At 68.2% G+C, this 17,486-nt stretch carries 15 protein-coding genes; 4 read left to right on the top strand and 11 right to left on the bottom strand.

Annotation, left to right across the window (positions count from 1 at the left end):
- Window positions 1-20: 20 nt before the first annotated feature.
- Window positions 21-1,247 carry a uroporphyrinogen-III C-methyltransferase gene (gene cobA / locus AB0L60_RS36610; RefSeq protein ID WP_364624037.1) on the bottom strand — a complete coding sequence of 409 codons (1,227 nt, stop codon included), beginning with the start codon at window positions 1,245-1,247 and terminating at the stop codon, window positions 21-23.
- A gap of 191 nt (window positions 1,248-1,438) precedes the next feature.
- On the opposite strand from cobA, the gene AB0L60_RS36605 reads away from it, so the two are divergent.
- Window positions 1,439-2,401, top strand: coding sequence for a hypothetical protein (locus tag AB0L60_RS36605; protein ID WP_364623980.1), 963 nt, complete (start codon window positions 1,439-1,441; stop codon window positions 2,399-2,401).
- Here the strand turns inward: AB0L60_RS36605 and AB0L60_RS36600 are convergent.
- Window positions 2,391-3,746 carry a DoxX family protein gene (locus AB0L60_RS36600; protein ID WP_364623978.1) on the bottom strand — a complete coding sequence of 452 codons (1,356 nt, stop codon included), beginning with the start codon at window positions 3,744-3,746 and terminating at the stop codon, window positions 2,391-2,393. The genes AB0L60_RS36605 and AB0L60_RS36600 overlap by 11 nt on opposite strands.
- 325 nt (window positions 3,747-4,071) lie before the next feature.
- Here AB0L60_RS36600 and AB0L60_RS36595 point away from each other — a divergent pair, with 325 nt between their 5' ends.
- Together AB0L60_RS36595 and AB0L60_RS36590 are read left to right on the top strand one after the other, a co-directional pair.
- Complete coding sequence (locus AB0L60_RS36595) at window positions 4,072-5,208, top strand: phosphotransferase family protein (protein ID WP_364623976.1); 1,137 nt, start codon at window positions 4,072-4,074, stop codon at window positions 5,206-5,208.
- Between the two features lie 3 nt (window positions 5,209-5,211).
- Window positions 5,212-6,324, top strand: coding sequence for a hypothetical protein (locus AB0L60_RS36590; protein WP_364623974.1), 1,113 nt, complete (start codon window positions 5,212-5,214; stop codon window positions 6,322-6,324).
- Window positions 6,325-6,466: 142 nt separating this feature from the next.
- Here AB0L60_RS36590 and AB0L60_RS36585 read toward each other — a convergent pair whose 3' ends face one another.
- The 8 genes from AB0L60_RS36585 to mqo form a co-directional block, all read right to left on the bottom strand.
- Window positions 6,467-6,829, bottom strand: a complete 363-nt coding sequence (locus AB0L60_RS36585; RefSeq protein WP_364623972.1) for a hypothetical protein — start codon at window positions 6,827-6,829, stop codon at window positions 6,467-6,469.
- 402 nt (window positions 6,830-7,231) lie between these two features.
- A complete protein-coding gene (locus AB0L60_RS36580) occupies window positions 7,232-8,683 on the bottom strand; it encodes a DUF222 domain-containing protein (RefSeq protein ID WP_364623970.1) in 1,452 nt (483 codons plus the stop codon).
- Window positions 8,684-8,758: 75 nt separating this feature from the next.
- Entirely contained in the window at window positions 8,759-9,127 is a 369-nt protein-coding gene (locus tag AB0L60_RS36575; protein ID WP_364623968.1) for a cobalamin biosynthesis protein, read from the bottom strand.
- The gene (locus AB0L60_RS36570) at window positions 9,114-10,499 is read right to left on the bottom strand and encodes a cobyrinate a,c-diamide synthase (protein ID WP_364623966.1); all 1,386 of its coding nucleotides are present in this window, start codon (window positions 10,497-10,499) and stop codon (window positions 9,114-9,116) included. The genes AB0L60_RS36575 and AB0L60_RS36570 overlap by 14 nt, the downstream gene beginning before the upstream one ends.
- Window positions 10,493-11,113: a cob(I)yrinic acid a,c-diamide adenosyltransferase gene (cobO, locus tag AB0L60_RS36565; RefSeq protein WP_364623964.1), complete on the bottom strand. Its 621-nt coding sequence runs from the start codon at window positions 11,111-11,113 to the stop codon at window positions 10,493-10,495. The genes AB0L60_RS36570 and cobO overlap by 7 nt, the downstream gene beginning before the upstream one ends.
- A gap of 287 nt (window positions 11,114-11,400) precedes the next feature.
- The gene (locus AB0L60_RS36560; RefSeq protein WP_364623962.1) at window positions 11,401-13,557 is read right to left on the bottom strand and encodes a magnesium chelatase subunit D family protein; all 2,157 of its coding nucleotides are present in this window, start codon (window positions 13,555-13,557) and stop codon (window positions 11,401-11,403) included.
- Window positions 13,558-13,697: 140 nt separating this feature from the next.
- Window positions 13,698-14,147 carry a GNAT family N-acetyltransferase gene (locus AB0L60_RS36555; RefSeq protein WP_364623960.1) on the bottom strand — a complete coding sequence of 150 codons (450 nt, stop codon included), beginning with the start codon at window positions 14,145-14,147 and terminating at the stop codon, window positions 13,698-13,700.
- 18 nt (window positions 14,148-14,165) lie between these two features.
- Window positions 14,166-15,722, bottom strand: a complete 1,557-nt coding sequence (gene mqo / locus AB0L60_RS36550) for a malate dehydrogenase (quinone) (RefSeq protein ID WP_364623958.1) — start codon at window positions 15,720-15,722, stop codon at window positions 14,166-14,168.
- Between the two features lie 239 nt (window positions 15,723-15,961).
- Between mqo and AB0L60_RS36545 the strand changes: the two genes are divergently transcribed.
- Window positions 15,962-16,900, top strand: coding sequence for an alpha/beta hydrolase (locus tag AB0L60_RS36545; protein ID WP_364624035.1), 939 nt, complete (start codon window positions 15,962-15,964; stop codon window positions 16,898-16,900).
- Here the strand turns inward: AB0L60_RS36545 and AB0L60_RS36540 are convergent.
- On the bottom strand, window positions 16,880-17,443 hold the full coding sequence (locus AB0L60_RS36540) for an alpha/beta hydrolase (RefSeq protein WP_364623956.1): 564 nt from the start codon (window positions 17,441-17,443) through the stop codon (window positions 16,880-16,882). The genes AB0L60_RS36545 and AB0L60_RS36540 overlap by 21 nt on opposite strands.
- Window positions 17,444-17,486 lie beyond the last annotated feature (43 nt).

Below are 17,486 nucleotides of genomic sequence, written 5' to 3'. Positions count from 1 at the left end.
ACCGAACTCATTGCGCGACGTCAGGAGTTGTCCTGGTCCGGCGCACCCGCGGTGAAGCCCGCGGTCGGGCCGATGACGATGATGGCCGGCGGGCGAATGCCCTCGGTGCGCACCCGCTCGGCGACGGTGGCCAGGTCGGCGCGCAGGATGCGCTGGGTGCGCAGGCTGCCCTCCTGGATGACGGTGACCGGGGTGCCGGCGGCACGGCCACCCGAGATCAGCGCGTCGGCGAACTTCTCGATCCGCTCCACCGCCATCAGCAGCACGATGGTGCCGCGCAGCCGGGCCAGCGCGGGCCAGTCGACCAGCGAATCCGGGTGGTCGGGGGCGACATGGCCGCTGACGACCACGAACTCGTGCGTGACACCGCGGTGGGTGACCGGGATACCGGCCAGGGCGGGCACCGAAATCGCGCTGGTGACACCGGGAACCACGGTCACCGGGATACCGGCGTCGACGCAGGCTTCGAGTTCCTCGTAGCCGCGCCCGAAGACATAGTTGTCGCCGCCCTTGAGCCGCACCACGAACTTGCCCGCCTTCGCGCCCTCGATGAGCGCGGCATTGATGGCCTCCTGCGCCATGGCCCGGCCGTAGGGAATCTTGGCCGCGTCGATGACCTCCACCTCCGGCCCGAGCTCGGCCAGCAGCTCCGGCGGCGCGAGCCGGTCGGCGACAACGAGATTCGCGCGGGCCAGCAGGCGGCGGCCGCGCACGGTGATGAGATCCGGATCGCCGGGGCCGCCGCCGACCAGCGCCACGCCCGGGGTCACGGGGGCCGAATCATCGGTCACCACACCGGATTGCAGGGCTTCCAGCAGCGCGTTGCGCACCGTGGCCGAGCGGCGGTGCTGCCCGCCGGCCAGTACGCCCATCGTCATGCCGTCGTAGCGCGCGGTGGCCGGGGTGACCGCGGTGCCCAGCCGCGCGGTGTCGGCGCGGACACAGAAAATGCGGCGGCGGGTGGCCTCCGCGACCACGGCCGCATTGGTCTCGGGCTCGTCGGTGCAGGCCATGACATACCAGGCGCCGTCGAGATCGCCGTCGGCGTAGGCACGCAACTCCAGGGTCAGCTGTCCCGAGGTGGCCATGCCCTCGACCGCGGGCGTGGCCTCGCGGCTGATCACGTGCACATCCGCACCGGAGGCGATCAGCAGCCCGAGCCGCCGCTGCGCCACCGTGCCACCGCCGACCACGACCACGCGGCGACCGTTCAGATCGAGGCCGACCAGGTAGTTCGGATCACCGATGTCGACCCGAGACTCGGGAACCGGCTGGTCATCGGGGGTGGCTGCGGGGTTCTGCACAAGGATTCAGGGTACGGCGTAAGCGGCAACGCACGACAATCGCCCGGCATCCCGGTGGCAATCGATACAGAGTTCACAACGGTCGCGGGCATCTTGCGCCGTGAACCCGCCGGTCATTTCTATGCTGAATAGCTATGACACGCAGTGCCGCCGTGCTTGTTCGCTGTTGCCTGCTCGCCACACTCGTGGTGCTCGGCGTTCCCTTCGGAATCGGTCACGCGGACCCGCCGGTGGAGGCCGTCTATGCGCAGCCCGGGCCCTGGGCGGTGACCGAACAGCGCGCCTTCACCTGCTGCGACTCCACCGGGGCCGCCTACGACATCTGGTATCCGACCGAGCTGGGGGCCAACGGGTTCCGGCATCCGATCATCACCTGGGGCGACGGAACCAACGCGCATCCGGACCAATACTCGTATCTGCTGCGGCATTTCGCGTCCTGGGGGTTCGTGGTGATCGCCACCGAGAACTCGGCCACCGGGTCGGGGATCGACATCGCGGGGGCGATCGACCGGCTACTGTCCCTGGCCGCGGACCCGGGCAGCGTCTTCCACGACCGCCTGGACCCGGATGCGATTGGCGCGGTGGGGCATTCGCAGGGGGCGACGGGCGCCCTCAACGCCATGATGCATTCGGGCGGCCGGATCAGGACCGCGGTGCCGATCGAGCTGCCCATCCAGCTGTCGTGCTTGCTCGGCTGGTGCCCCGATACCCACGGACTGGCCGGCGGTTCGGTCTTCTTCGTGAACGGTTCGGCCGACACCGTCATCTCGCCGTCCGAGCAGACCTTGCCGCCGACCGCCGTCGGCCTGCAATCACTGCGAGCCTTCTACGACGCGGTGCCCGCCGGTGTCCAGAAGGCGTGGGGCACCCTGGTCGGCCCGAATCACAATGATGTTCAGGGCCAACCGGATTGCGCCGGCGCCTCCTGGCCGTGCACCTCCGGCGTCTCCGGCTACCTCGGCTATCCCACCGCCTGGCTGGCCGCCCGGCTGCTCGGCAGGGCCGACGCCCAGCAAGCGTTCGCGGCCGGATCCGGCGAATTCCTCGCCCCGAATCCGCTGTGGACCAACCAGATCAGCGACATCACTACCCCATGACCTTGCCGAAGTTCGCGTCTTCCTGAATCAGGTGCAGGCCACGGCCCTTCCGGAGCGACAGCTGGCCGAGGTCGGCCTGATCGAGCGTGATGGTGACCGAGTGGCCGTCCAGCCGGCCGTCGAGCACCAGCCGGTTCGGCGTCGGTTGCTGGTAGCCGAGATCCGCCAGGTCCGTGGTCGCCTGCACACCGCGGAGCACCAATCGGTGTGCGCCGGTGTCGATCTGCGCGCCCAGCGGCATAAACTCATCGTCCATGCGCTGCACGATGGCTATCGTGGGCTGGTCGAAAACCAGTCGCCGCCAGCGACTCTCATCGGTCAGCAACGGCGGCACCGGCTGGCCGTCGCGGGTGAAGTCGGTGACCGTCCAGATGCCGTACAGCTCGGATTTCGGACTGCCACCGCCGGATTCGTGCCAGTTCTCCGCCCCGATCCAGACGTAGCCCGCCGACAACCACACGATCAGCAGCACCTGCGCGGCGGCCGCCCAGCGCAGCGTCCGGCGCGTGCGGAACGGCTCCGGTGTGGCAGCCGGACCGGCGGCCCGGCCGGTCAGCAGCGCGGTGAGCCGCGGGGCCTCCGGCACCAGCAGGACCAGGCAAAGCAGCATCAGATGGAACGACAGCAGCTTCACCGGCACATCGAAGGTCATGTTCAGCACCCACACCTGCGCCATGCTCACCAGGCTCAGCAGCACACCCGCCAACCGGGTGCGCGGCACCAGCAGCAGCACACCGCCCAGCACCTCGGCGGTCCCGAGCAGGGTTTCGTACACCGGGGACACACCGACCTGATTCCACAGCACACTCATGGGCGCGAAGTCGCCGTACGGGGTCAGCAGCGTGGTGAGCGCGGGCTCGGGCATCTGCGTCGGAATCGCCTTGGCAAACCCGTATCCGAGCATCTGACCGGCCAGGCACAACCGGATGAACAACAGGAACCACGCGGACAGACGGTGGTACTCGGTCCGGGTGCGGTCCAGCATCGTCCAGAGCACGGTCCCGGCCGCCGCGATCACGAGCAGGCAGAACACCAGGGTCCAGAAGACCGCCTGATCACCGCTGCCCGTGCTGTGCAGCGCCACATCGGTCCCGAAGACGGTGCGACCCGTCCACTTCACCACGGGCAGGGACACGCTCATCCAGAGGCGGGGCCAGTCGTCCGGGAGCCAGCGTTGCAGCGGTCCCGCGAAGTCGATCAGCATCTGCGGGTAGAAGACGCAGAAGAGCCCGAAGTACAGGAATCCGAAGCGGAAGAGAATGCGTCCGATCGGATTCCAGGACCGTGCGGGTTCGGTGTCCCTCCCCTCCCGATCGGTCGCGGTATCGATTGTCTGCACGCTCATGCCCCGTCCCTCACTTCCATTCGGAAGCTTCGACGGTAGGCGGTCCGGCGGCCCGCACGCTTCCGGATTCACCCTGAGCCGACCCGGAATATGCCTGATAGGAACTACTTCTCGAGGCGTACGTGGCAGCACGACCACGACGTGGCGACCAAGCCACATCCCGGTCACCGGAACTGGCGAAACGGGTCTCGCCGATCCCCTACCGGAGCTATTTAGAACGCGTTACATTTCACCCAACGTGCCGACCGGACTTACCACAGCGGCGACTCGGCCGCATCCGGTAGCCCACAGGCGCACTCCGCTACACCCGCGCAGGGAGGACCCCATGACTTCGGCCCACGCCGATCCCAACCAGCGGATGGAACTCACGGTTTCCGACCAGAACCTCGATGAACTCGCGACCGAACTCGCGCAGTGGCTCGGGACCAGGGTCGAGGCCGACGAGCCGCCGCGGGTCACCTCGATCACCCGGCCGCAGGCCGGCGGCATGTCCAGCACCACGCTGCTCTTCGACGCCGAATGGACCGAGCAGGGGCAGGCGGCCGGCGGGTCCTTCGTGGCGCGGCTCGCGCCCGATCAGAGCTCCTTTCCGGTGTTCGAGAACTACGACCTGGCAACGCAGTTCGCGGTCATGGCCGGTGTCGCCGAGGCCACCGACCTGCCGGTGCCGCCGCTGTGCTGGCTGGAAACCGGTTCCGACAATGTGCTCGGCGCGCCGTTCTTCGTCATGCGCCGCGTGAACGGCCGTGTGCCCGAGGACAATCCGCCGTACGTGTTCATCGGCTGGCTGCACGAGGCCACCCCGGAGCAGCGCTACCAGGTGACCTGCCGGACCATCGAGATCATCGCCAAGGTGCACTCGATTCCCGATCCGGCCCAGCGGTTCCCGATGCTGGCGGGCGAGGGCTCGGCACTGCGGCGGCACTTCGAGGCCCAGCGGGCGTGGTACGACTGGGCGCTCGCGCGCGACGGCTTCCGCATCCCGCTGCTGGAGCGCACCTTCGACTGGCTCGAGGAGAACTTCCCCACCGATACCGGACCCGACGTGCTGAGCTGGGGCGACGCCCGGCCGGGCAATGTCATGTTCGACGAGTTCGATCCGGTCGCGGTACTGGACTGGGAGATGGCCGCCATCGGCCCGCGGGAACTCGACGTGGCCTGGACGATTCTCATCCACCGGTTCTTCCAGGACATCGCCACGCGGTTCGACCAGCCGGGCCTGGCCGACTACATGCGGCGCGCCGATGTGGAGAAGCTCTACGCGGAGGCCAGCGGGCACGCCGTGCGCGACCTGGACTGGTACCTCATGTACGCCGCGCTGCGGCACGGCATCGTGATGGCCCGCATCCGGCGGCGGATGATCCACTTCGGCGAGGCGGCCGACAACGACGATCGCGACGACTACGTGATGCACCGGCACCTGCTGGAATCCATGCTCGACGGCACCTACTCGTGGGATTGAGAGATGACGCAGAATCAGATCAACTCGCTCGACGAATACCCGATCCACCAGACCCCGCTGTCCATGTCGCGGGTCGGGACCAGTGATCGGAACTTCTACGACCGCAACTACTTCAACGCGCTCGACACCGGCAGTGACACCTTCCTGGTCACCGGTTTCGGCGTATATCCGAACCTGGGCGTGACCGACGCGTTCGCGACCGTGCGCCGCGGCGACACCCAGCGGGCCGTGCGGTTCTCCGACACCCTGGCCGAGCGCAGCCTCGAGCCCAAGGTCGGCGGCTACCGGATCGAGATCGCCGAACCGCTGCAGAAGATCCGCGTGCTCTGCGAACACGAGGACCTGTCCTTCGACCTGACCTGGGAGGGTTCCTTCCCGGCCGTGGCCGAACAGCCGCACACCATCCTCACCGGCGTGCACCGGCCCATCATCGACGCGCAGCGCTTCGCGCAGGTCGGAACCTGGTCGGGCACACTGCATGTCGACGGCACCGATATCAGCGTGGACCCGTCCGCATGGTGCGGCACCCGCGATCGCTCCTGGGGGATCCGCCCGGTCGGCGAATCCGATCACCCGGGCCGGCTGGGGTCCGAACCGTCCGAAGGCTTCTGGTGGCTGTACGTGCCGCTGCTGTTCGACGAGTTCTCCATCATCGTCATCGTGCAGGAGGAGCCCAACGGCTTCCGCACGCTCAATGACGCCACCCGGATCTGGAAGGACGGGCGAGTCGAGCAACTGGGCTGGCCCCGTGTGCATCTGACGTACAAGTCGGGCACGCGCATCCCGACGCGGGTGCGCCTGGATCTCACCACGCCCGACGGCAAGCCGCTCGAGGTCGAAGTCGAGGCCGGAACCTTCATGGCCCTCAATGTCGGTTGCGGTTACGGCGGCGACCCCGACTGGCAGCACGGCCAATGGAAGGGCCGCGACTGGTCCGAGAGCAAGCTCTACGACCTGACCGACCCGGCCATTGTCGGGCGCATTCCGTTCGGCGTCATCGACCATGTCGGCAAGGCGCGCTGCGGCGACGCCGAGGGCTGGGGACTGTTCGAGCACGGCACCATGGGCCGCCATGATCCGACCGGATTCGCCGATTGGGGTGCTGTCGCACCCTGATCGCGCACAGCCGCAGCCCTCGCCGGCAACCAACCACCCGGCGGGGGCTGCGGCGTGTGAGAGTGACGTCAATGTCGGCAATTCCGGTGGCCTACTGTGGAATTCACTGATCGCGGACACCACGGCCCGGATGAGGAAGTGGTCAGGTGGAGGGCCACCAGTAAGTGGCGACCATGTAGAGGCTGAGTAGGAAGCCTGCGACGAAGATCAGGGCACCGATCGCGAGTGCCCAGGTGGGGCGCCAGCCGTGGCGTCGAGCTATGCGACCGAGCTGCCAGGAGACGGCTCCACCGGCTGCCCAGGTGTACAGGGGGAACGCGCCCAGGCCCAGGATGATCTGGGGTGGGCAAGGGTGCCGCCAGCCGCAGAACTCTGGGATGCCGTCCAGGTCTCTGATGATGAGGAAGGACAGGAAGGCTGTGGCGCAGAAGCCGACAGTGCCCCAGAAACGCCACCACATCAGGAAGGTGCGCCAGCCGTCGGGTACGAGGGTGGGATACGCCACAAGGCAAAAGATAAAGAACAAAACGCAAAAGACAAAAGACCAAAGGACGCCTGGAGAAGGGAGGGGGACGGGCTTGGGGGCGCGCCTTCGTCTACCAGCCCGCTCACCTTTGAACCTGCATGTGGGTGTCGCTGCAGGAGGTATTCGCTTGGATCTCGGGGTTGGGGTATCCGCAGGATGGGATGTCGCGAGGAGGAGACCGCTGTGGTTGTTCGGTGTTCGAGGATTTCAAGGTGGTCTTGCGGTGGGTTTTGTCCGTAGAAGGTGATGCGTGCCGTCCGTGGGCCGGGATCGGCGGGAGATGGCTCCCAGCCCGGCGGCAGCCCAAGTCCGGCAGGGCAGGCGAGGGTGACCACACTCCCCGGTCCCTGCGCACACCAGCAGCACACGAGCAGCCGGGAATCACGCCGCCCGTGCACCCCACCTCCGGCAACTCGAATCGATCGCAGCGGCGACCCACTCCCCCACGTAATGTCGATCGTTCACCCGCGCCATGCCCGTGGGGTCAAGACGTTTCGGGGCAATCCACCCGGCACGCCCCCGATACGGGGAATCCTTGCCCATGACAACGGTTTTCCAACCCCCGGCACTGCCATTCACCAGCGCATGGCAGCGATCGCAGGCCAGGGTCAGATTGGTCAGATCCGTGGACCCGCCCTTGGCCCAGTCCGTGATGTGGTGCACCGCACACATGCTCGCGGGGGCCTCGCATCCCGGGCGGGTGCAACCCTTGTCGCGAGCGATCAACGCCAACCGCTGAGCCGGGCTGGCCAGGCGCTGGCAACGCCCCAGATACAGCGGCAACCCGTCCGCGTCGAGGACCGCCAGCACCGGACGCGTGCCCTCGGCCATCTTCAACGCCTCGTCGATCGAGACGTGCCCGCCGGAAGCGGTGGTCGCGACCCCGGCCCCACGCTCGAGATCGGCCAGGTTCATGGTCAGGATGGCCTGCACCGGCAAACCACGATGCGAACCCAGCCTGGCCGGGTCGACACCGGGCTGCAGCAACGCGAACAACGCGTCGTGGGTGCGCTGACCAGCATCACGACGGTCACGACGCGCAGCAGCCTCGAGGACCGTCGAATCGACGACCTTGGCCGTGGCGGAAACGCTGTCGGTGTCGTCGAGGTTGCACATGCCCGGACGCGCGAGCTTGGCGAACACCGCATCGAGCAGAGCCCGCAGCTCAGGGGTGATCCAGCCTTCGATCCACGACATGCCATCCACCCCGGGACGGCCCAGGATCAGGCCACGGCGACGACGGCGATCGGCATCGGAGACGACCTTGCCGTCGGGGTCGATGCGGGCGAGGATGTCGCGCCCGATCTTGGGCAGGTCATCAGGCCAACCAGTGCGGGAATGGCCGACCAGGATGTCCTCGGCCTCCGCGCGCGTCTCGGCGGGAATGTCGGCAGGCAGGTGGGTCATCACGTCGATGATGTTGCGAACATGATCACGCGAGATATCGCCTGCCTCAAAGGCTTCGGCGGTCTTCTCCAACGCGGCCGGACGCAGATGACCGGTGGGCTCGAAGAACTCCCCGCACCGGCGGGTGATCTTCACCCGCACCGACGCGTCGTACCGCGACAGGCCCAACGTCTGCCGCAGGAACGACACCACGCCCTTCGCCCCACTGCCCTCGGGCAGCGAACGATTGCAGGCTTCGACGATCAAACGTGAATCCAGCGCCGACAGTTGACGTTTGCAGGTTTCCAGCCGCTGCATCAACTCCACGACATCACCATCGGAAAACGGGTTCAGGTTGCCGTGGAGGACGGAATTCGACAGGGTTTCCACAGCGGCTGCCAGATCGGCGATACCGCATGCGTCGAGTGTCACCCCCATCGAGTTCATGCATTGATTTTACCGCTACAGCAACAACATAGGAATCCGAAATGTCCTGTATTACTCCGCTTTTCACATCTGTGACTACGAATTTAATTCTGCCGCAGCGATAACAACCCCACCAAAAACGGTTTTGGCGATGACCAAATTCCCGCTATCGCCGGCAAGCACAGCAGCCGCCTCAGCGACGCTAGCGCTCCCCACGGCAAGCGCGACCCGCTCCGACGGATTGGGAACGGAAACGGCCTCCAGCTCCGTGAGCGTGAATCCCACCAGCTCGACACCCAACCGGTCGGCGGCCGCTCGGATCCCGGGCTCTCCGATCCGCCGCTCGACGGTCGCCAAGCAGCGGATCTCCCTGTCGCCCAACGCGTTCCGAATGGCAGCGAGGATCGCGTCGGCGGTTGTCCCGGGACGGAGTCCAACCCCGACAGCCAATTCAGGCCGGGGCATGGGTGCGGGCGAAATCAGCTGCGGTGGTGATGAATCGGTCGATGGCCGCTGGATTCCCGGCGGGGTGGGTGTGCAGGTAGGACGCGTGGACGCGATGCACTGCCGCACCCTCGCGGACGGTCTCGCCGGAGGGAGCGCGCCAGGCCCAGGCCGCAGCGGCGGATCCGGGGGTGACCAGGCGGGTGCGGTGGAATTCGTGGCCGCGCACGCGTGCGCCCGCGCTCCAGAGCGGAGTATCGGTGAGCGCCACCGCGTCCCGGTAGCCGAGGGTGAGGCGCGGGCCGAATTCGGCTTCGGCGTCGATGACCCCGGCCATGCGGTGACCGTCGAGGGTGCGGGTCAGGTAGAGCAGGCCCGCGCATTCGGCGTGGATCGGGAGACCGCGGCCGGCCTGTTCGGCGATGGCGTCGAGCAGGCCCGTATTGGCCGCGAGTTCGGCGGCGTGCTCTTCGGGGAAACCGCCGGGAAGGACCAATCCGGCCGCACCGGAGGGCAATTCGTCACGCAGCGGGTCGAAGACTCGCACCTGCGCGCCCGCCGCCGCCAGCAGCTCGCGATGTTCGGCGTACCCGAAGGTGAACGCCGGTCCGCCCGCCATCGCCACCACCGGCCCGGATTCGGCCGCCGCCACCTCGGCACCGGGATCCCAGTCCTGCCCCTGTGCGCTCGACGCGGCCAAGGCGGCCACCGCCGCGAGATCGATATGTGCCGCAACGAGATCCGTCATGGCGTCCACGGCGGCCTGGGCCGCCGAGCCGTGCTCCACCGCCGGGATCAGGCCGAGATGCCGTGACGGCACCGTCAATTCGGCCAGCCTCGGCAGTGCACCCAGTACCGGCAGCCCGACGCGGGCGCAGGCCGCACGCAGCACCTGCTCGTGGCGTTCGCTGCCGACCCGGTTGAGGATCACTCCGCCGAGCCGGATTCCGCTGTCGTAGGTCGCGAATCCGTGCAGCAGGGCCGCCAGGCTCTGGCTGTGCCCGCGCGCGTCGACCACCAGGATGACCGGCGCGCCCAGCATGGCGGCGATCTGGGCGGTCGAGCCCTCCGCGACGGGTTCGGTGTGGTGCTCGTCGATGCGCCCGTCGAACAGGCCCATGACGCCCTCGACGACCGCCAGATCGCAGCCCTGGCTCCCGTGCCGGTACAGCGGCACCACGCGGTCGGGCCCGACCAGCACCGGATCCAGGTTCCGCCCGGGCCGTCCGGCCGCCAGACCGTGGTATCCCGGGTCGATGTAGTCCGGGCCCACCTTGAACGGCGCGACCCGGTGCCCGGCCCGGCGCAGCGCGCCGATCAATCCAGTGGCCACGGTTGTCTTCCCGCTCCCCGAGGCGGGCGCGGCGATGACGACCGCGGGCGTGTTCACCATTCGATGCCGCGCTGGCCCTTGCGGCCCGCGTCCATCGGGTGCTTCACCTTGGTCATCTCGGTAACCAGGTCCGCGGCCTCGATCAGCGCCTGCGGTGCGTCGCGGCCGGTGATCACCACATGCTGGTTGCCCGGCCGGTCGCGCAGCGTCTCGACGACCTCGTCCACGTCGACCCAGCCCCATTTGAGCGGGTAGGTGAACTCGTCCAGCACATAGAACCGATGCTGCTCGGCCTCCAGGCGACGGCGAATCTCCTGCCACCCCGCCAGCGCCGCGGCCGCATGATCCTCATCGGACCCCTGCTTCCGCGTCCACGACCAGCCCTCCCCCATCTTGTGCCACTCCACGGCCCCGCCGACCCCGGTCTCATCGTGCAGCGTCCCGAGCGTACGGAACGCGGCCTCCTCGCCCACCTTCCATTTCGCGCTCTTCACGAACTGGAACACCGCGACATCGAACCCCTGATTCCAGGCCCGCAGCGCCATTCCGAACGCCGCCGTCGACTTCCCCTTCCCGGGCCCGGTGTGCACCGCGAGCACAGGCAGATTCCGACGCTGCCGCGTCGTCAGCCCGTCATCCGGAATGCTCTCCGGCAGCGGCACACCCTTCGGCATCGTCTCCAGCTCCTTCCACACCGACTCGTCGGTGAATCACGGTGCCATACGCACCCGGCGCGCCGACCCGCGCCCCGGTCCAGGACGACGACCGGTCACCGGTTGTGGTGATGGCCCGGGCCGCTCCGGAACCCCGGCGCACGCCCCGATCCGGATCCGCCGACCGCCACGGTGCGGCGTCGCCAACGTCGGCGAGGCCTCGGACCCAGAGTCCGCCAAGGGTTTCGGCGGCCATGTCACGGGTAATCTCATCCGCCGCAACTGGCGGCGGCGGAACGGGTGGGTGGTCAGGCGGCTCGGGTGGCGCGGACGATGCCGGCGACGGAATCGCCGGTGAGGGCTGTCAATTGGAGGTAGCCGGCGCGGAGGGCGGTGGCTATGTCGCGAGCGAGGTTCAGGCGGATCATGCCGCGTTCGCAGTCGATGACCATGGCGGTGACGGCGTCGGCGGCGAGCATGCGGGCGGCGGTTCGGGCGCGCGGGAGCGGGTCGGTGCCGCCGGTGGCCCGGCCGTCGGTGAGGAGGACGAGGAGGGGGCGGCGGTGGGGGTCCCGGGTCCGTTCGCGGCGGATGAGGTCGCGGGCCTTCAGGAGGCCCTGGGCGAGTGGGGTTTTGCCGCCGGTGCGGAGGTCGGCGAGGCGGCGGACGGCGATGTCGACCGATGTGGTGGGCGGGAGGACCAGTTCCGCGTCCTGGCCGCGCATGGTGATGACGGCGACCTTGTCGCGGCGCTGGTAGGCGTCGCGGAGCAGCGCCACCACCGCGTTGGTGACGGCGGCGAGGCGGTCGCGGGCGGCCATGGAGCCGGAGGTGTCGACGACGAAGACGACCAGGTTGCTTTCGCGGCCTTCGCGATACGCGCCCCGCAGGTCGTCGGGGGCGAAGGCGAGGGGGCCCGACAGGCGGCCACGCTCGAACTGGCGCGGGGCCGCGGCGAAGATGGTGCCCAGCAGATGCAGGCCGGTGGAGGTGTCGTCGGTGGTGCGCACGACGCGGCCCTGCCGGGTGCGGGCACGGGAGCGGCGGCCGGGCGCGCCCTCGCCGACGCCGGGGACCTCCCAGCGCGGGGGCTTGGGCAGGGTTGCGGTGGGGGCTGCGACGCGGCCCTCACGGCCGGCCGAGTCGTTCCGGCCACGCCGATCGTCGTCATCCGAGCGCGGGTCACCCAGTGAATTCTGCCCTCCCCCAGGGAAATCCGGGCCGCTGTCCGGCTCGAGGCCATGATCCGAATCCGGGCCGTCACCCGGGGTGTCGGAGTCACTCGGCAAGGGGTCCGAGCCATCTATCGACCCACCGCCGCCATGGCGCGAGTCCGGTTCGGCGCCAGGTGAATCGGCGTGTTCCGGGTTCAGGCCGGGATTCTCGGCCCCGTCCGCCGGATCCTGCGGTCCCGCACCGTTGTCCGGCGGGACCGCTTCACCTTTTCCCAGGCTGTCGTCCTCCTCGGCGCGCGCCGCTTCCTCGGCCGCGTTCCGCATGGCGTCGTCGAGTTGCTCCTCGCTGATGCCGGGCTCGTCGAAGGGATCACGGCGACGGCGGTGCGGCAGCGCCAGTTCGGCGGCCACGCGGACGTCGGCCTCGGTGACCGCGGTCGCCCCGCGCCAGGCCGCATGGGCGGTCGCGGTGCGCGCCACCACCAGGTCGGCGCGCATGCCGTCGACATCGAAGCTCGCGCACAGGGCGGCGATGCGGCGCAGCTCGACATTGTCGAGACCGACGTCGGCGAGTTTGTCGCGGGCGGTCAGAATGCGTTCGGCCACTTCACGATCCGCGGCGGCGTAGCGGCCGGCGAAGGCGCCGGGATCCGCCTCGTAGTCCAGGCGGCGGCGGACGACGGCCATCCGCACGTCCACATCGCGGGAGGCGACCACGTCCACGGTGAGCCCGAATCGGTCCAGCAGCTGCGGCCGCAGCTCGCCTTCCTCCGGATTCATGGTGCCCACCAGGACGAATCGCGCCGGATGCGTGTGCGAGACACCGTCGCGCTCGATGTGCACCCGCCCCATGGCGGCCGCGTCGAGCAGCACATCCACCAGATGGTCGTGCAGCAGGTTCACCTCGTCGACGTAGAGCACGCCGTGATGCGCGGCGGCCAGCAGCCCCGGCTTGAACGCCTGCTCCCCGTCCCGCAGCACCCGCTCCAGATCCAGTGACCCGACCACCCGGTCCTCGGTGGCGCCCACCGGCAGTTCCACCAGCCGTGCGGGCCGCGCCCCCGACTCGTCCACCACCGGTGGCAGCAACTGCGCCAGCGCCCGCACCACGGTCGATTTCGCGGTCCCCTTCTCCCCGCGCACCAGCACCCCACCGATCCCCGGGTGCACCGCGCACAGGATCAGCGCCAGCTGCAACCGCTCCTGCCCCACCACCGCGGAGAACGGAAACCCGGCCTCGTCACCGGCCGTACGAACACTCTCGGAGTAAGCCACAGGAGAAACGGACACGACCCCAACTCTAAGGGCGTCGCCGTCTCCCACCCCGAGCACCCCTTCCCGGTCGCGCTGCCGACCTGGGCCACTGGGTGAAACAGCAGCGCCCGCTGTGGGTTTCACAGCGGGCGCGGGGTTGTTCGGTGGGTGCGGGGTCAGCCGCGGCGCATCGGGATGTGCGGGATGCCGTCTTCGATGTACTCCTCGCCGTCGGGCTTGAAGCCGTGCTTGGTGTACATGTCGAGCAGGTAGGTCTGGGCGTTCAGGCGGACGGTCGCCGAGCCGGCTTCGGCCAGGGCGGCCTGCAGCAGGCGGGTGGTGTAGCCGTGACCGCGGGCCTCGGGGGCGGTGCAGAGGCGGCCGATGCGGAAGGACTTCACGCCCTCGTCGTGCTCCTCCATGAGGCGCAGGGTGCAGATGACCTCGCCCTCATCGTCGAGCCAGAAGTGCCGGGTTTCCGGTAGCAGGTCGAACCCGTCCAGTTCCGGGTACGCGCACTTCTGCTCGACGACGAACACCTCGACGCGAAGTTTCAACAGCTTGTACAGCGTCGCGGTGTCCAGGTCTTGGGACCACGACCGTTTGAGAGCAACCGTTGACATCATCGCGTCTTGCTATCACATCTAGGCGTGAGAAGCGATACCGACGGGCTTGGGCGTGTTGTCCGAATCCACCGAATCCAGCTGCAGAGCCTTGGTGGACCAGTCCCAGACCTCGCGATACAGGGCCTGGTTCTCGGAGAGCTTGACGCCCAGCGACGGCACCATTTCCTTGAGTTTCGGCTCCCACGTGGAGAATTCGCGCGGGAAGCACTTCTTCATGACGTCCAGCATGGCGCTGACACAGGTGGACGCGCCGGGGGACGCGCCGAGCAGACCGGCGATGGTGCCGTCCTCGGCCGCCACGACCGCGGTGCCCAGCTCCAGCACGCCGCCCGCGCCCTTGCGGCGGATGACCTGAACACGCTGACCGGCGATGATCAGCTCCCAATCGTCGCCGTCGGCGCGCGGAATGAACTCCTCCATGGCACCGATGCGACCGGCCTGCGACGTGAGCAGCTCACCGACCAGGTAGTTGACCAGGCCCATCTCGGTGACACCGACACCGAGCATGGAAAACAGGTTGTTCGGCTTCACCGACTTGATCAGGTCGGTCATCTTGCCGTCCTTGAGGAACTTCGGCGTCCAGCCGGCGTACGGGCCGAACAGCAGGCCCTTCTCGCCATTGATGACGCGAGTGTCCAAGTGCGGCACCGACATCGGAGGCGCACCAACCGACGCCTGGCCATATACCTTGGCCTCGTGCTGAGCCACCAGGCCCGGATTGGTGCAGCGCAGGAACAGACCCGACACCGGGAAGCCCCCGAAGCCGCGGATCTCCTTGATGCCCGATTTCTGCAGCAGCGGCAGCGCGCCGCCGCCCGCGCCGACGAAAACGAACTTCGCGTTGATGACCCGCACCTTGTGGCTGCGCAGGTTGCGGACCTTGACCAGCCAGGAGCCGTCGGACTGCTTGGTCAGGTTCAGCACCTCGTGGCCGAAGGCGATGTCGGCACCCGACGCGCCCAGGTAGGCCAGCAGTTCCTTGGTCAGCTCACCGAAGTCGATATCGGTGCCCGCCTCGGTCCAGTTCAGGGCGACCGGGTCGGAGAAGTCGCGCCCCTTGGCCATCAGGGGCAGGCGACGGCTGAATTCGGCTGCGTCGTCGATGAATTCCATGCCCTCGAACAGCGGGTGCTTGGACAGCGCCTCGTGGCGCTTGCGCAGGTACTCCACGCCGTCCGGTCCGTGGGTGAAGCTCACGTGCGGGATGGGGTTGATGAAGTTCGACGGGTTGGCCAGCACGCCGTTCTCGACCGAGTAGGACCAGAACTGGCGCGAGACCTGGAAGCGCTCGTTGATGTCGATGGCCTTGGTGATCTCCACCGAGCCGTCGGCGTTCCGCGGCGTGTAGTTCAGCTCGCACAGGGCGGAGTGGCCCGTACCGGCGTTGTTCCACGGGTCGCTGCTCTCCGCGGCCGCGGCCTCCAAGCGCTCGAAGATGGTGATCGACCAATCCGGCTGCACCTGTCGAAGCAAGGCACCGAGGGTGGCACTCATGATGCCGGCACCTATGAGTACTACATCGGTCTTTTCAATCGTGGCAGCGTTCGACACGGCGTTGATCGACTTCCTTGTCATTTGTGGGTCACCAGGTGGAGGTTAGGTTACCCGTCGTTCACTTGGACTCAATTCTGCCCCTGACCATTCCCGAATCCTGCTTCGAAATCCCCGAATGTGAGAGATCCCTCCCAAATGGACATCGTCGGGACGCGGTCTATGTTGGGCGTGTGACCTCCGAAACGTCATCCACCACGTCGTTGACCACCACCTGGCAGCCCGATGTGCTGGGTGCCGACTACCAGCAGCTGACCATTCCGATGGGTCCGGATCCGGACGGTGAGGGCGACGTGGTCGCCACCCTGGTCCGTTATGCCCCGGCCGACGCCCCGGTCGCCACCCGGGCCGTGCTGTACGTGCACGGGTTCACCGACTACTTCTTCCAGGAGCACCTGGCCCAGCACCTGGCCGCCCAGGGCTATGCCTTCTACGCGCTGGATCTGCGCAAATGCGGACGCTCGCAGCGGGCCGGGCAGACCCCGCACTACGTGAGCGATCTGGCGCTCTACGACGGGGAACTGAACCGGTCGCTGCAGGTCATCCGCGAGGAGACCGAGCTGCCGGTGCTGATCATGGCGCACTCCACCGGTGGCCTGGTGACCTCGCTGTGGCTGAACCGATTGCAGGCCACCGGTGGCGCTCGCGCGCAGGGCATCACGGGCCTGGTGCTCAACAGCCCCTGGTTCGACCTGCAGGGCCCCGGCTACTACCGCTCGGTGGGCACGCCGCTGCTGGAGGGCCTGGGCCGGTTGCGGGGGTTCGCGAAGCTGCCGCTCGGCGTCTCCACCGCGTACGGTGACAGCCTGCACCACAGCGTCTCCGGCGAGTGGGATTACAACCTGGACTGGAAACCGTTGAGCGGCTACGCGGTTCACGCCGGCTGGCTGCGGGCGATTCGCCGCGGTCAGCTCCGGCTGCACAAGGGCCTGGACATCGGTGTGCCCGCGTTGATCCTGCGGTCGAAGGCCACCAAGTTCATGAGGAAGTACGGACCCGCCGCCGACCTGGCGGATCTGGTACTCGACGTCAAGCAGATCCAGCGCTGGTCGGGCTGCCTGGGCGAGCGCACCAATATCGTGCCCATCGAGGGCGCGCGGCACGACGTGTTCCTGTCGTCGGAGACGCCGCGCACCCAGGCGTTCAGGGAGCTGAATTCCTGGCTGAAGTGGCTGGCCGATTCACCAGAGGCTGGTGCGTAGCACCACTTCGGTGGCCAGCTCGTGGCCCGCTTCGGCGGCCACATCGGCGACATCCATGGGGACCAGCCGGAATTCGCCGTAGACGAACCGGCTGGAAGCCTCGGCCACCGGACGCGGCAGGCGCTTGGTGGCCAGCAGGGTGGTGGGGATCTCCACCGGCGGGCAGGAAGGGTCCTTGACGGCGCCGTTCGCGCCCGGCGCGGCCGGATGACCGCCGCCGGCCACGATGAGGCTCATGAAGCGGCCGAAGCCGCGGGCGGCCAGCTGCCAGGCCAGGTCCGCGCCCGCGCCGCTGCCGACCAGGTTGGCCCACGGGACCTTCAGCTGGTCGAGGATGGCGAAAACGGTGGTGGCGTCGAGACCGTCGATCGATTCGATCGCGATGGTGTGCAGGTCCGAGGTCTGCAGCCGGGCACAGACCTGGTCGTAAATATCGGCCGGATCGCCCGCATCGGGTAGCAGCAGGACGTGGTGCCTGGTTTCGGGTCCGCCGACTCGCACCGCCCACTCGCGGTCACCGACCGTGATCCGCCGAGATTCCATGTTCGATCACGCTACAGGAGCGCCGGAGGGGCCGAATGCGAGT

Origin of the sequence: Nocardia sp. NPDC051981, assembly GCF_040680715.1 — a bacterium.
Lineage (GTDB): Bacteria > Actinomycetota > Actinomycetes > Mycobacteriales > Mycobacteriaceae > Nocardia.
Note: the sequence above shows the minus strand (reverse complement) of the source record. Positions and strands in the feature narration are given on the sequence as shown.

Coding starts and splice junctions, on each gene's coding strand:
- AB0L60_RS36575 (WP_364623968.1), bottom strand. CDS start 9,127: ATGCCCCGGCCTGAATTGGCTGTCGGGGTTGGACTCCGTCCCGGGACA.
- AB0L60_RS36595 (WP_364623976.1), top strand. CDS start 4,072: ATGACTTCGGCCCACGCCGATCCCAACCAGCGGATGGAACTCACGGTT.
- mqo (WP_364623958.1), bottom strand. CDS start 15,722: ATGACAAGGAAGTCGATCAACGCCGTGTCGAACGCTGCCACGATTGAA.
- AB0L60_RS36605 (WP_364623980.1), top strand. CDS start 1,439: ATGACACGCAGTGCCGCCGTGCTTGTTCGCTGTTGCCTGCTCGCCACA.
- cobO (WP_364623964.1), bottom strand. CDS start 11,113: ATGCCGAAGGGTGTGCCGCTGCCGGAGAGCATTCCGGATGACGGGCTG.
- AB0L60_RS36600 (WP_364623978.1), bottom strand. CDS start 3,746: ATGAGCGTGCAGACAATCGATACCGCGACCGATCGGGAGGGGAGGGAC.
- AB0L60_RS36590 (WP_364623974.1), top strand. CDS start 5,212: ATGACGCAGAATCAGATCAACTCGCTCGACGAATACCCGATCCACCAG.
- AB0L60_RS36540 (WP_364623956.1), bottom strand. CDS start 17,443: ATGGAATCTCGGCGGATCACGGTCGGTGACCGCGAGTGGGCGGTGCGA.
- AB0L60_RS36545 (WP_364624035.1), top strand. CDS start 15,962: ATGGGTCCGGATCCGGACGGTGAGGGCGACGTGGTCGCCACCCTGGTC.
- AB0L60_RS36555 (WP_364623960.1), bottom strand. CDS start 14,147: ATGATGTCAACGGTTGCTCTCAAACGGTCGTGGTCCCAAGACCTGGAC.
- AB0L60_RS36580 (WP_364623970.1), bottom strand. CDS start 8,683: ATGAACTCGATGGGGGTGACACTCGACGCATGCGGTATCGCCGATCTG.
- AB0L60_RS36570 (WP_364623966.1), bottom strand. CDS start 10,499: ATGGTGAACACGCCCGCGGTCGTCATCGCCGCGCCCGCCTCGGGGAGC.